This window comes from Mycobacterium sp. DHQP2018-32-09 (genome assembly GCF_058148405.1).
This window is the reverse complement of sequence record NZ_JBYVYK010000013.1, coordinates 21739-34384: the sequence shown is the minus strand read 5'-3', so window position 1 is coordinate 34384 and position 12646 is coordinate 21739. Positions and strand designations below refer to the sequence as shown.

General features: G+C 71.6%; 12 protein-coding genes. 2 read left to right on the top strand and 10 right to left on the bottom strand.

What is annotated here, in order from left to right; translation table 11 throughout:
- Positions 1-17: 17 nt before the first annotated feature.
- The 6 genes from lnt to AC30CM_RS08665 form a co-directional block, all read right to left on the bottom strand.
- A complete protein-coding gene (gene lnt / locus AC30CM_RS08690) occupies positions 18-1742 on the bottom strand; it encodes an apolipoprotein N-acyltransferase (RefSeq protein ID WP_490116445.1) in 1725 nt (574 codons plus the stop codon).
- Positions 1732-3303, bottom strand: a complete 1572-nt coding sequence (locus AC30CM_RS08685) for an amidohydrolase (RefSeq protein ID WP_490116507.1) — start codon at positions 3301-3303, stop codon at positions 1732-1734. Before AC30CM_RS08685 ends, lnt begins: the two co-directional genes overlap by 11 nt.
- Positions 3304-3346: 43 nt before the next feature.
- Positions 3347-3886: an FxsA family protein gene (locus AC30CM_RS08680; RefSeq protein ID WP_490116444.1), complete on the bottom strand. Its 540-nt coding sequence runs from the start codon at positions 3884-3886 to the stop codon at positions 3347-3349.
- A 6-nt stretch (positions 3887-3892) separates the two neighbouring features.
- The gene (locus AC30CM_RS08675) at positions 3893-4297 is read right to left on the bottom strand and encodes a PPOX class F420-dependent oxidoreductase (protein WP_490116443.1); all 405 of its coding nucleotides are present in this window, start codon (positions 4295-4297) and stop codon (positions 3893-3895) included.
- Positions 4290-4691, bottom strand: a complete 402-nt coding sequence (locus tag AC30CM_RS08670) for a PPOX class F420-dependent oxidoreductase (RefSeq protein ID WP_490116442.1) — start codon at positions 4689-4691, stop codon at positions 4290-4292. Before AC30CM_RS08670 ends, AC30CM_RS08675 begins: the two co-directional genes overlap by 8 nt.
- Before the next feature lie 321 nt (positions 4692-5012).
- Positions 5013-5837 (bottom strand): alpha/beta fold hydrolase, encoded by an 825-nt coding sequence (locus AC30CM_RS08665; protein ID WP_490116441.1) that lies wholly within the window; start codon positions 5835-5837, stop codon positions 5013-5015.
- Between the two features lie 190 nt (positions 5838-6027).
- Here AC30CM_RS08665 and AC30CM_RS08660 point away from each other — a divergent pair, with 190 nt between their 5' ends.
- Both AC30CM_RS08660 and cobG read left to right on the top strand, forming a co-directional pair.
- The gene (locus tag AC30CM_RS08660) at positions 6028-6984 is read left to right on the top strand and encodes a TauD/TfdA dioxygenase family protein (protein WP_490116440.1); all 957 of its coding nucleotides are present in this window, start codon (positions 6028-6030) and stop codon (positions 6982-6984) included.
- A gap of 5 nt (positions 6985-6989) precedes the next feature.
- Positions 6990-8114 (top strand): precorrin-3B synthase, encoded by a 1125-nt coding sequence (gene cobG / locus AC30CM_RS08655; protein WP_490116439.1) that lies wholly within the window; start codon positions 6990-6992, stop codon positions 8112-8114.
- Here the strand turns inward: cobG and AC30CM_RS08650 are convergent.
- Genes AC30CM_RS08650 through AC30CM_RS08635 form a run of 4 tightly spaced genes read right to left on the bottom strand, consistent with a single transcriptional unit; the run spans position 8100 to position 12646 of the window.
- Entirely contained in the window at positions 8100-8453 is a 354-nt protein-coding gene (locus AC30CM_RS08650; protein ID WP_490116438.1) for a glycerol dehydratase reactivase beta/small subunit family protein, read from the bottom strand. The two genes, cobG and AC30CM_RS08650, sit on opposite strands and share 15 nt — an antisense overlap.
- Complete coding sequence (locus AC30CM_RS08645; RefSeq protein ID WP_490116437.1) at positions 8450-10330, bottom strand: diol dehydratase reactivase subunit alpha; 1881 nt, start codon at positions 10328-10330, stop codon at positions 8450-8452. Before AC30CM_RS08645 ends, AC30CM_RS08650 begins: the two co-directional genes overlap by 4 nt.
- Positions 10331-10340: 10 nt before the next feature.
- Positions 10341-10934: a propanediol/glycerol family dehydratase medium subunit gene (locus tag AC30CM_RS08640; protein ID WP_490116436.1), complete on the bottom strand. Its 594-nt coding sequence runs from the start codon at positions 10932-10934 to the stop codon at positions 10341-10343.
- A complete protein-coding gene (locus AC30CM_RS08635) occupies positions 10934-12646 on the bottom strand; it encodes a propanediol/glycerol family dehydratase large subunit (RefSeq protein WP_490116435.1) in 1713 nt (570 codons plus the stop codon). The genes AC30CM_RS08640 and AC30CM_RS08635 overlap by 1 nt, the downstream gene beginning before the upstream one ends.

Here is a 12646-nt window from a genome sequence, read left to right as displayed (position 1 = left end):
CACGTCACGCTCGTCGCTCATGACACTCCTTCGTCGTTCTCGGGGCGTGCGCCGGCCCTGCGGCGGCGACGCGCGAAACTCCCATTGTGCAGCATCGCCGCGACCACCGATGCACCACCAAGGACCACCAGGACGGCGTTGATCATGGGTCCCCACCGGGTGGCAGGCGTGATGTCGGTCTTCAGCCGGAGCGCGTCGTCGAGGTAGGCGGGCTCGAAGAATCCGCTGCTGGCGATCTCGCGACCATCGGGGGCGACCATCGCGCTGATCCCCACGGTCCCCGCCACCACGACGTAACGGTCGTGCTCGACCGCACGCAACCGGGCGAACGCCAGCTGCTGGGCGCTCATCCCCTCCGTGAACGTCGCGTTGTTGGCGGGCACCGTGAGCAACTGGGCGCCCCCGAGCACGGCCTCCCTGGCGGCGCGGTCGAAGATCACCTCCCAGCACGTGGTGACGCCGACGGGGATGCCCGCCGCATGGACGACGCCGTCACCGTCACCGGGCACGAAGTACCCAGCGCGATCGGCGTACGAGGAGAGCATCGAGAAGAAGCTGCGCCACGGCAGGTACTCGCCGAACGGCTGGATGATCTTCTTGTCGTGGCGTTCCGCGGGCCCGACCGGATCGTGGCCCTCACCGTTCCAGACGATGACGGTGTTCGACGCCGCCGGCGTCTGCGGCGTCCAGCCCGGCGCGCGCACCACCGCGCCCACCAGGATCGGCGCTCGGATCGCGTCGGCGGCCGCCGTGATCTGCGCGGCGGCGTCCGGGTTGGTCAACGGGTCGATGTCCGACGAGTTCTCCGGCCACACCACCACCGCCGGCTGGGGCGCGCGGCCCGCGCGGACGTCGTCGGCGAGCCGCATCGTCTCGCGCACGTGGTTGTCCAGGACGGCGCGTCGCTGTGCGTTGAAGTCCAAACCCAACCGCGGCACGTTGCCCTGGACGGCGGCCACCGTCACGGGCTCGCCGTCGTCGGCACCCAGCCCGGCCTTGCGCGCCGCGGGGCCCGCCACCGCAAGGCCCACCAGGACCACCACGATGCACAGCCCGGGCAGCACCGCGGCCGACGCGGACGGACCACTGCGGCGAGGCCCGTCGGCGTGCCGCCACCACCGCAGCCCCTCGTCCACGAGCGCGACCATCGAGAACGCCACCAGCACCGTCGCGAACGACACCAGCGGCGCGCCGCCCAGCCGGGCCAGCGGCAGCAGCGGGCCATCGTCCTGCGAGTAGGCGACGGCACCCCACGGAAAGCCGCCGAACGGCACCGTCGACTTCAGCCACTCGGTGAGCAGCCACACCCCGGCGAACCACAACGGCCAGCCCGGCAACCGCGAGACCACGACCCCCAGCATCCCGAACAGCCCGGTGAACAGCGCCTGCAGCACCGCCAGCCCCACCCAGGGCGCGGTGCCGACCAACCCGCTGATCCACGGCAGCAGCGGCAGGTAGAAGGCCAACCCGAACAGGAAGCCGTAGCCGAACCCGCCGACCTTCGTCGTGGCGGGAACCCGCAGCACCCACGCCAACAGCGCCGCCGCCGCGAGCGCCGAGTACCACTGTCCGAAGGGCGGGAACGCCAGGCACATCAGCAGCCCGGCCGCCAGCGACGCCGTGAGCCGCACCAGCCGGGGGCGCAGGACACGCCACAGCCCGTCGCGCGCGCGCACCACGCGGCGCTGCAGGGAACCCGCCGCGTCGGGGGTGTCGCGACCCTCGTCGACGTCAGCCGTCATGGAGCACCACGCCTCGATGCACGGTCGTACGGCAGCGCGGGAGCTCCGCGGCGGCGTCCAGCCGCGGCAACGCCGGAACCCGCGAGTTGGGCTCGGTGGACCAGCGCTGCACGGCGTCGGCGGGTGCGGCGACCTCAAGGACGTCGGCGGTGCCCGGGAGATCCCACACCGCGTACGAGGCCGGGGCGCCCGGCACCAGCGTCCCCGTGACGCCGTCGCGGACTCCCCCGGCGCGCCACGCGCCACGCGTCGCCGCGGCGAACGCCGCACGGGCGGAGATGCCGCTGCCCGTGGTGCGGTGATGCACCGCGGCGCGCACCGTCGACCACGGGTCGATGCCGGTCACGGGCGCGTCCGAGCCGAACGCCAGCGGCACGCCCGCGGAGGCCAACAGCGCGAACGGGTTGAGCCGGGCCGCGCGATCGGCGCCGAGCCGCCGCGCGTACATCCCGTCGGGACCGCCCCACAGGGCGTCGAAGTGGGGTTGCACGCTGGCCACGACGCCCCACGCACCCAGCATCCCGGCCTGCTCCGCGGTGACCATCTCGAGGTGCTCCAGGCGGTGCCCGCAACGCGCCACCGCCGGCGCCCCGAAGCGCTGCACGACGCGTTCGAACGCTGCCACGACGGTGCCGACCGCGGCGTCGCCGATGACGTGGAACCCGGCTGCGACGCCGATCTCGGTGCACGCGGCGACGTGCGCCTCGACGGCGTCGACGTCGAGGTAGGCGTTGCCGCACGTGTCGTGATCGGCGTAGCGCTCGCTCAGCCATGCGGTGTGCGAACCCAGCGCGCCGTCGACGAACAGATCGCCGCCGAGACCCCGCGCTCCGGTGGCGGCGACGAGGTCACGGGCCTGCGCGGCGGTGGCGGCGGCCTCACCCCAGTAGCCGACGACCTCGACCCCGTGCCGCAACTCGCGGACGGCGAGCCAGTCGTCGAGGCCACCGATGTCGGGTCCCGCGCATTCGTGGACCGCCGCCACGCCGTTGCGGGCGGCGAGGTCCAGCGCGGCCGTGCGGGCGGCGTGCAGCTGGGCCGGCGTCAACCGGCCACGCGCGGCCGCGCGCACCAGGTGGTGTGCCGAGGCGGTCACGGGCCCCGTCGCCGAGTGGCCGCGGGCCGTTTCGAGCCCGTCGCAGAGGCTCCTCAACGCCGTCGACGCCAGCGCGGAGTGCACGTCGACGCGTGCCAGGTAGGCGGGGCGCTGCCCCACGGCGGCGTCGAGTTCCGCGGTGGCGGGCGGGGTGGGATCCGGCCAGGCGGTCTCGTCCCAGCCGTGCCCCCAGATCGGCCCGTCGGGGTGCGCGGCGGCGTACTCGCGCACCCGCCGCAGGAGGTCTTCGCGCGACGCGGTGCCGCGCAGGTCCAGGCCGTCGACGGTCAGCCCCGTCGCGGTGAGGTGGACGTGGGCGTCGACGAACGCCGGCGCGACGAACGCGCCGGCCAGGTCCACCACGTCCGCGTCGGGGAACTGTGCGCGACCGACGTCGTCGGATCCGAGCCAGCGGACCGTCGCATCGGCGCCCGTGGTGACGGCCATGGCCGTGGCGTCCGGCATGGCCGGGCTGTGGATCCGGCCATTGACGAGGAGCGTCGTCACCTCAGGCGACGGGTGGGCGGCCGGGCAACACGGGGCGATCGGAGCGCACGGCGGTCGCATCGTCCGCGTCCACCACCATGCCGTCGACCACCTCGCCCTCGACGACCTCGCCCTCGACGACCTCGCCGTCGACGTACGCGGCGCGCGGCGCGCGGTGCGGGACGCCGCCCGGCGTCGTGACGACGAGCGGCATCGTGCGCATGCGGCGGACGGCGAGCGCGGTCACGACGGGCCGGGCGAGTGCCCGGGTCGGCGGCGCCAGCAGCAGCAGGCCCAACAGCGAGGACACCAGGCCCGGAACGACGATCAGCACGGTCCCGATGGCGACGAGGGCCCCGTCGGTGACGGCACCCCGGGGGTCGACGACGCCGGCGCCGAGCCGACGCAGGTGGGCGCGTAGCTGGGCGCCCGCGAGCGCGAGCCCGAGGGCGAAGGTGCCGACGAGGAGCAGCAACGTCCAGCCGATGCCGATGGTGGACGCCAGCAGCACCACCACCGCCAGCTCGACGAGGACGTAGACCCCAAACAGCCGCTTAGCCATGTCTGGTCAACGTCTCCCGGCGTCGCCAGGTTCCGCGGGACGCACCTCGATGGCGGCGTGCACGGTGTCGACGCCGCCGCGCAGGATCGCCTGGGGAATCCACCACCAGGCATGCCACCAGTAGCGCCGGGTCACCATGTCGAACACCCGCCGGGTCTCGGACTTGGGCAGGTTGCGCGCCACCGCTTCGACGGGCTCGCCCTTGACCTTGCCGAGCACCCCGCACTTCTGGATGGTGACCCGCGGAGTGTTGTTGATGCGCTTGGTCTTCCACGACCCGTCGTCGGTGCTGATCAACAGCTTGCCCTCGTGCGGCACGCCCCACACCGGGGTCGGCTTGGGACGCCCGTCCTTGGTGAACGTGGTCAGCAGCAGGTACCGCTCCCGGTAGACCTCGGAGAACTCAGGCATCCGCCACCCCACCCGACGCCGCGCGCAACTCGACGGTGACGTTCTTGTCCATGCCGCCACGCAATTTCGAGAAGATGGTGAAGACCTTGCCCACCAGGCCGTAGCGCCGGCCCAGCGCGCGGTACGTCTCGGCGTTGGCGGACTTGGGCAGGATGGCGGCGGTGGCCGCCACCGCCTCACCCGTGGGCTTGCCACGGCGATCGCACGGCGCCAGCGTCACCCGCGCCGTGTTGCGGATGCGCTTGACCTTCCAGGAACCTTCCTGGGTGATCGCGATGAGGCGGTCACCGGCGGGGACGGCCCAGATGGCGGTCGGCTTGGGTCGGCCGTCCTTGGTGAACGTGGTGAGCAGGACGTACTCGGACTTGGCGACGTCGGCAAAGGTCACGGGCATGGCATCAACTTAACCCGTGCCGCCGACGGCCGCCCGTGGCGTCAACGGTCCGAGTTGCCCCAGCGGCTCTGCCACGACTGCGGGTACGGCAAACCCGCCACGACGGCGAGCCCCACCACGACGGCGGCGAAGGCGATGAGTCCGAGCATGGGCGTTCCTCTCCGTGGGGCCGTTCCGTCGCCCGTCGACTCCGATGTCGTTGGCGGATGACCCTTTCGAGAGAAGGTAGTACCTGCGGTACCGGGTTCACGCGTTTCGTGGGGGACGGAACAGGTGCGCGAAGATGGTGACCGGACTCACAGCGGCCGGCGTCGCGGCTGGTCAGGACCTCAGGAAGGCCAGCACGTCGGCGTTGATGGTCTCCGCGTGCGTCGTCGGCATGCCGTGCGGGAAGTCCTCGTAGGTCTTCAACGTGCCGTTGACCAGCAGGTCGGCGGACTTCGGCCCCGACGCCACGTAGGGCACGATCTGGTCGTCACGGCTGTGGAGCACCAGCGTCGGCACCGTGATCTTCTTGAGGTCCTCGGTGAAGTCGGTCTGGGAGAACGCGACGATCCCGTCGTAATGGGCCTTGGCCCCACCCATCATCCCCTGCCGCCACCAGTTCGCGATCACCGCTTCCGACGGCTGAGCGCCCGGGCGGTTGTAGCCGTAGAAGGGCCCCGAGGGCAAGGCGCGGTAGAACTCCGAACGGTTGGCGGCCAACTGCACCTGCAGGTCGTCGAACGCGGACTTGGGCAGGCCCTCGGGGTTCGCGTCGGTCTGGACCATCAGGGGTGGCACGGCCGCGATCAACACGGCCTTGGCCGCCCGGCGTTGGCCGTGACGAGCCAGGTACCGCACCACTTCGCCGCCGCCGGTGGAATGGCCGACGTGAATGGCGTCGTACAGATCGAGGTGGGCGACCACGGCCGCGAGATCGTCTGCGTAGTGGTCCATGTCGTGACCGTCGCCGGTCTGCGTCGAGCGACCGTGGCCGCGGCGGTCGTGGGCGATCACCCGGTACCCCTGGGCCAGGAAGAACAACAGCTGGGCGTCCCAGTCGTCGGAACTGAGCGGCCAGCCGTGGCTGAACACGATCGGCTGCCCCGAACCCCAATCCTTGTAATGGATTTCGACCGCATCGTTGGTCGTGATGGTGGGCATTCAGGGCTCCTCGACTCGGGCGTGCCGCGCGCCGGGGATCGGCCGCGCTCTTCAACATAGGTCGCCGGGCGCCCGTCCGCGTCCGCGAACGACGGATCTTCCCGCTAGCCGGTAACCGGCGGCACCCGAATTCGAATCGCGGCCAGCCAAACCGTGGTGTCACCCCGGCTGCGGTGTCGACCATGAGGACATGGCTTCCCCGTCCTCCGCATCCCCCTCCCCCGCCGTCGTCAAGCTCGGCGCGCACATCGGCGCCCGCGTCGACGGCGTGCGGCTCTCCGAAGCGCTCGACCCGACCACCGTCGAGGCGATCAACGCCGCCCTGCTGGAGCACGGGGTGCTGTTCTTCCGCGACCAGCACCACCTGGACGACGCCGGCCAGTACGCGTTCGCGCGGACCCTCGGTACCCCGACGCTCGCGCATCCCACCGTGCTGTCGCGCGGCACCGACGTGCTTCCCATCGACTCGCGCTACGACAAGGCCAATTCCTGGCACACCGACGTGACGTTCGTCGACCGCATCCCGAAGGCCTCCATCCTGCGGGCCGAGACGCTGCCCAGCTATGGCGGCTCCACCACGTGGGCGTCGACCAAGGCGGCCTACGACCAACTTCCGGAACCGTTGCGCCACCTCGTCGATCACCTGTGGGCGATCCACACCAACGACTACGACTACGTGCGCGACTTCGACGAGACCCGGGACGCCGCCTCGGACACCACGGCGAACTACCGCAGCGAGTTCGTCTCCGACACCTATGAGACCGAGCATCCCGTGGTGCGCGTGCACCCCGAGACCGGACGGCGGGTGCTGCTGCTGGGGCACTTCGTGAAGCGCTTCGTGGGCCTGGGCACCAGCGAGTCGGCCACGCTGCTGGCGCTGCTGCAGGCGCGGATCACTCGGCTGGAGAACACCGTGCGGTGGAACTGGTCCCCCGGCGACGTGGCGATCTGGGACAACCGTGCCACCCAGCACTACGCCGTGGCCGACTACGACGACCAGTACCGCAAGCTCAGCCGCGTCACGCTGGCCGGGGACATCCCGGTGGACCCACACGGCAGGCGCAGCCGCGTCATCACCGGCGACGCCTCGCACTACTCGGACGTGGTGGAGGTCGTGGCGGCACCCACGCTGACCGCCGTACCGTAGGCGGGGTGACCCGAGCCCGCGCCGACGACGCCTGCCCAGGTGCGCTGCAGGTGCACCAGGCGGCCGACGGTGCGCTGGCACGGGTACGGCTCCCCGGCGGCATGATCACCGCCGCACAGCTGGAGGCGGTGGCCTCCGCCGCGCTGCGCTACGGCTCCCCGCAGCTGGAGCTGACGTCACGCGGCAACCTGCAGATCCGTGGCATCACCCACCCCGAGTCCGTCGCCGACGCGCTGGCCGACGCCGGGCTGCTGCCGTCGCCCAGCCACGAGCGCGTGCGCAACGTGGTCGCCTCGCCGCTGTCGGGCCGCAGCGGGGGCATCGCCGACGTGCGTGGCCTCGTCGGGGAGCTCGACGCGGGGCTGCGAGCCGACGCCGCCCTGAGCGGGCTGCCGGGCAGGTTCCTGTTCGGCCTCGACGACGGGCGCGGTGACGTGTCGGGGTTGCGTGCGGACGTCGGCACGCACGCCGTGGGTCCCGACACCGCCGCGCTGTTGCTCGCCGGCGTGGACACCGGGGTGCGCGTCGCGACCGGCGCGGTAGTGCCCACCCTGCTCGAGATTGCGAGACGCTTCGTCGAAATTCGCGAAACAGCCTGGCGCATCGATGAATTGACCGATCCGCACGTGGTCGTGGCCGGACTGCGAGCCACCGCGGAACCCGGTGCGACGTGGCCGCGGGTGGTAGTGCCACCGGTGGGCTGGATCGCCCAGGACGACGGTCGCGTGACCCTGGGCGCGGCGGTCCCGCTGGGCACGCTGGACGCTCGCACGGCCGAGTTCCTGGCCGCCATCGAGAAGCCGCTCGTCGTCACGCCCTGGCGGTCGGTGCTGGTCTGCGACCTGGACGAGGGCGTGGCCGACGTGGCACTGCGCGTGCTCGCCCCGCGCGGGCTGGTCTTCGACGCCGATTCACCCTGGCTGACCGTGAGCGCGTGCACCGGGCAGCCGGGGTGCGCCAAGGCCATCACCGACGTGCGCGCCGATGCGGCCCGGGCCGCCACCGACGACGTCGCGGCCGACTCGCACCGGCACTTCGTGGGATGCGAGCGCGCCTGTGGGGCACCGGGTGTCGGCGAGGTGCTGGTGGCAACGCCGACGGGCTACCAGGTGCGCTCAGAGGATTCGTAGCGGCAGACCCACGCAGATTCGTGCCGCGTCGTGTCCGAGGGTGCGGGCGGCCGCGACGCCGGCGCCACTCACCAGTTCCGGTACCACGTCGGCGACCTTCTCGGGTTGCACGCACACCGTGCCCGCGGCGTCGATGCCCACGCCGACGCCGAGCGGTGACCGCAGCGCCGCCGCGCGGGCCAGCGCCACCGCGTCCGACGTCAGGGCGCCGCCGGGGCGCTCCACCACGTACGGCACCCCCTCCTCCTCGATGCCGGCCAGCACGGCCGCCTCCACCGGGGTCCCCGCGACGCTGGCGACCACGATGGCGGGCCGCGTCGGCCCACCGCGACCCGTCACGACCCGCGCCGCGCGAACGCGGCGACCAGTCCGGTGGCCACCGCGTTGCGCGGCCCCTCGGTACCGCGGACGTTGCCGGTGCCGCACACGATCCCGTAGGGGGCGACGGCGTCGGCGATGAGATCGGGGATCTCGAAGTCCAGCGCGCACCCGCCCAACAGCACGACGAAGCCGATGCGCCGCAGGTCACCGTCCGGGGCCACCGCGGCGAGCCCCCGCAGCGCGTTCACCACGAACACGCGTTCCTTGGCTGCGCGGCGGACCGCGCGGATGCGATCCATCGAATGCCGCGTCGGGATGGGCGTCATGGAGTGCTCGCCGAGCGTCAACACCCTGCCGAACGCGGGCGCGGGCAGCGGCTTCTCGAAGAACTGGACGGCGCCGTTCTCCAACCGCACGTGAAAGAAGCTCTCCGCCTTCGCCAGGGGATGCCGCTTGATCTCCTCTGCCAGTTCGAGGTTCGCGGTGCCGAGTTCGGCGTCGATCAGCTTCGTCACCAGGTCGCCGGCTCCCGCCAGGTGCACGGTGCCGACGGCGTCGTCGGCGTCCAGCAGCGCGGCGTCGGTGGAGCCGCCCCCGAGATCCAGGACCACCAGCGGGCGGTCGGTACCCGGTGTGGTCAGCGCACCCTGGACCGCCATCTCGGCCTCGACGCCGCCGACCACGACGTCGAGATCGCCTGCGCCCAAGCCGCGCAACCGGTCTCGCACGGCGTCGGCCACGGCCTGCATGCCGCTCTCGCGCGTGCGGACCATGGCGGCGAGCGCTACGGCGTTCTCGAGGGCCACCTCGCCGGCCAGACCGCCGCGCACCTCCTGCGGCACGAACGTGTCGACGGCCAGCAGGTCGCCGATCCGTACGTCGGCCAACGGGTTTCCGCACAGTTCCGCCATGCCCTGCCGGACACCCGAGATCATCCCGCCGGTGTTGGTTCCGGACTCCCCGACCACGTCGAGCAGTGGGCCCACCCGACCGACCGCCGCCATGATCTCGGCGGCCCCGGCCGAGACGTCCACGCTCGCCGTGCGGCGTTCGCCGCGCAGTTCCAGTGACCCCGCGGGGATCACCCGGTCGCCCACGTCCCCCGACGGCGTGCGGACCACGACGGCGGACCGGTTGCCCACGAGGGCGCGAGCGACCGGGGCGACGAGCCTGGTCTCGTCGGCGTCGAGACCGAATATCGTGGCCAACCCATAGGCGTTGGACAGCGTGCGGATGGACTGGCCGGGCCCGGCGACCTCGACGGCGGCCCGCATCCCCAGCGGCACCGCGTCGATGCGCGACACCTCGTCGACCACGGGGATGGTGACGTCGAGGCGGTTCACCACAAGGACGGCGTCGTCGTTGCTCAAGATGGCGCCCACCACCTGAACGCCCCTGTCCCGGGCGGCATTGATGCCCGCGGCGGTCACGTCGAAGTCGACGTCGCCGGGGACGACGACGATCACGGCATCGGAGTCGGCCGCACCGGGTCGCGTCGACGCCAGACTCGAGAACGCGACGACGGTGCCGATGCCGATGCCCCGCCCGCCGGGAGTGCGCGGATCGTGTCCGATCATCGTCGACTCGGTGATGATGGTCTCGGTGATGGTCTCCATGGCCAGCCCGCTGATGACCGGCGTGGCCTCGTTGAGCAAGATGACGTCGAGATCGGCCAGCGGTGTCCGCGTCGCCGCCAGGGCATCGGTCACCGCCGCCACCACGCCGTCGACGTTCTTCACGGTGCCCTTGACCCCCGTGGTGGGAGTCAGTGCGCCGCCGCGGAATTCGACGCTCGCGGCATCGACGGTGGCCGCGCTCGCCTCGGTGGTGGAGTTGCCGATGTCGACGCCGACGACCAGGCGTGCCGGGGTGGCCGGGGTCGCCGGGGTCGCCATGCGGCTCCCGTCAGAGCGCCGCGGCCGAGGCGAAGCGGGGTGTCACCTCGAGCGGGCGTGCCTGCTTGACGATCTGCTCGGTCTCCTTGAGGTGCAGCAGGGCGGCCTTGGCCTGCCAGCGGGGCCGCGCCATCTGGTCGTTCATGGTGGGCACCGGCTCCGGCGACTCGCCCTTGGCGTAGCGCGCGGCGTTGGAGCCGATGCGCCGGAAGGTCTCCAGCGTGAGCAGGGGGCACTGCGGGAACAGTTCCAGGCTCGACAACCGCGGCAGGTCGCGCTGGTGGATCATCGTGGTGCCGCGGGACAGCAGCCCGATGCCGATTCCCGAGCCCGACAGCTTGGCGCCGGTGTGTGCGACGACGGCCAGATCGGAACTGTGCAGCACGCGGATGCAGCGTGCGGTCACCTCCTGCTCCTCGATGCCCGCCAGCACCTGCCGGATCACGTCGGCGTGCGGGATGCCCACGATGGTCTTGGTGAAGAACGCCGCGAACGCCGGCGACACCGCCACCACCACCTCGTCGGACCGGGTGCCGCGCTGGGCTGCCCCGACGTCGTCGAAGCTCAACGTGCGCTGCGCGTCGGCGGATTCGACGTCGGCCATCACTGCACCTCCACTTCCGGGTTGGCGGCGCTGGTCACGTGCCGCAGCCGCTTCATCTCCTCCCAGCGGGCACCGGACGGCCGGTACCCGCTTCCGGGACCGGCGTAGTCGTTGCGGTCGTTGATCGCCGACAGCGGCTGCAAGTCCCTGGTGAGGATCGCCGACGTCTGCAGCATGTCGCCCGAAACTCGTTGGCGCAGCACGGTGAGGATGTTCTCGGCGATGCCGGAGAACCCCGTCGACTCCAGGGCCTTCACCACGTCCAGACCGGTGACGCCGCGATCCATCACCTGCTGGGCGCTCTTGATGTCCTCGAGGACGTCGCGTGGGATCAGGTCGTTGCTGCCATGGGCGTAGACGGCGGCGTCGATCTCGTCGTCGGTGATCGGGGCCAGGTCGAGCTGACGGAACACCGCCTGCAGGGCCTTGGCGGCGTGCAGTCGCACGGCGAGGATCTCCGACTCCTTGACGTGGCGCAGCCCGCCGTCGATCTGGAAGTCGCGCTGCAGCGTGTTGAAGTCGTCGAAGTCCTCGGCGTCGACGTTGGAGCCGGCGAACATGTTGTCGTAGTTGGGGGTTGCCGAATAGCCGGAGCACACGAAGTCGGTACCGGGCATGAGCTGCGGCATCAGCCGCGCGGTGCGCCGCATCGGCGAGTGGGAGAACGACTGGTCGTTGCCGGAGGCGCATTCGAGGTCGAGGGCCGAGGCGATGAGGTTCTCGGCGGCGACCGCCCGGATGCCTGCCGGCACCGCCCCGGGCACCCCGATGCAGGAGATCGAGCCGTTCTGCAGGCCCTGCACGCCTGCGCCCTTGGCGATCATGATGCAGCGGATCTCGAGGTACAGCATGGAACGCCCCTGGGCGTTGCCCATCTGCACCTCGGAACCGGTACCGGAGGTGAAGCGCATCTTGATGCCACGCGAGGCGTAGGCCGCCGCCAGGAACGCCTTGGACCACGGGGTGTCGTCGCCGTCGACGAACACCGGTTCCGTGCCGTACACCGAGATGGTCTCGGCGTAACCGGTGATGCCGCGCATGCCGAGTTCCAGTTCGGTGGCCTCCTCCAGCGCGCACTGGGTCAACGGCCCGCCCTCCCCCGCCTGGCTGCCGATGAGCAACGCCATGGCCACCAGCGGGGCGTAGCGCACGACACCGAGCGTGGTCTCGACCTCGCTGAAGCCGCGGATCGCGGCCTCGGCGGCCTCGCACACCACCTGCAGCGGGTTGTCCCGCGCACTGGTGCAGTGCGCCTGGTTGGCGGGCGTGCGTCGGGCGCGCATCTTCTGCATGCCCATCATGATCTCGACGATGTTCATGGTCTTGGCGACCTCGAGCAGTTTCGCGGGCGTCAAGCCTCGCGTGATCGCCAGCACCTCGTCGCGAGTCACGTTCGGATTGACCAACATTCCCGCGATCTCGGCGGCCGGGATGGCCATCGACCGTTCGGTACTGGCCACGTCGATGGCCTTGTCGGCGATGAACTGGTCGATGAAGTCGAAGTCTGCGCGGGCGCGGCCATCCATCTCGACGATCACGCCGTCGGTCACCCGCACGCTGGGCTGCGGGTCGAAGTCGCTGTCCATGGCCACCATGCCCGCTTCCGGCCACTCCTCGACGAAGCCGTCGAGGTTGACCGGCCGCTCCTCGAGCACGCGGGTGCGGTGGGACTGTCGCTGGGCCCCGGCGGGCCGGGGTGCCGTTGCGGTCAT

Excerpts from the sequence above, each read along its gene's own strand:
- AC30CM_RS08645 (WP_490116437.1), bottom strand. The coding sequence starts at position 10,330 with ATGGCGACCCCGGCGACCCCGGCCACCCCGGCACGCCTGGTCGTCGGC.
- AC30CM_RS08685 (WP_490116507.1), bottom strand. The coding sequence starts at position 3,303 with ATGCCGGACGCCACGGCCATGGCCGTCACCACGGGCGCCGATGCGACG.
- AC30CM_RS08670 (WP_490116442.1), bottom strand. The coding sequence starts at position 4,691 with ATGCCCGTGACCTTTGCCGACGTCGCCAAGTCCGAGTACGTCCTGCTC.
- AC30CM_RS08635 (WP_490116435.1), bottom strand. The coding sequence starts at position 12,646 with ATGACCGCAACGGCACCCCGGCCCGCCGGGGCCCAGCGACAGTCCCAC.
- AC30CM_RS08665 (WP_490116441.1), bottom strand. The coding sequence starts at position 5,837 with ATGCCCACCATCACGACCAACGATGCGGTCGAAATCCATTACAAGGAT.
- AC30CM_RS08675 (WP_490116443.1), bottom strand. The coding sequence starts at position 4,297 with ATGCCTGAGTTCTCCGAGGTCTACCGGGAGCGGTACCTGCTGCTGACC.
- AC30CM_RS08660 (WP_490116440.1), top strand. The coding sequence starts at position 6,028 with ATGGCTTCCCCGTCCTCCGCATCCCCCTCCCCCGCCGTCGTCAAGCTC.
- AC30CM_RS08640 (WP_490116436.1), bottom strand. The coding sequence starts at position 10,934 with ATGGCCGACGTCGAATCCGCCGACGCGCAGCGCACGTTGAGCTTCGAC.
- AC30CM_RS08680 (WP_490116444.1), bottom strand. The coding sequence starts at position 3,886 with ATGGCTAAGCGGCTGTTTGGGGTCTACGTCCTCGTCGAGCTGGCGGTG.
- lnt (WP_490116445.1), bottom strand. The coding sequence starts at position 1,742 with ATGACGGCTGACGTCGACGAGGGTCGCGACACCCCCGACGCGGCGGGT.